At 51.4% G+C, this 222-nt stretch carries 1 rRNA gene; it reads left to right on the top strand.

The window, feature by feature from the left end:
- Position 1: 1 nt before the first annotated feature.
- A 23S ribosomal RNA gene (locus tag MFP24_RS00050) occupies positions 2-222 on the top strand; the annotation flags it as partial.

The following is a 222-nucleotide window of genomic DNA, read 5'->3' as shown; positions in this document are numbered from 1 at the left end:
CGACTAAGCGTACACGGTGGATGCCTAGGCAGTCAGAGGCGATGAAGGGCGTGCTAATCTGCGAAAAGCGTCGGCAAGGTGATATGAACCGTTATACCCGACGATACCCGAATGGGGAAACCCAGTGTGTTTCGACACACTATCATGTCATGAATACATAGTGGCATGAGGCGAACCGGGGGAACTGAAACATCTCAGTACCCCGAGGAAAAGAAATCAACC

The organism is Brenneria tiliae (assembly GCF_023347575.1).
GTDB lineage: Bacteria > Pseudomonadota > Gammaproteobacteria > Enterobacterales > Enterobacteriaceae > Brenneria > Brenneria corticis.
Note: the sequence above shows the minus strand (reverse complement) of the source record. Positions and strands in the feature narration are given on the sequence as shown.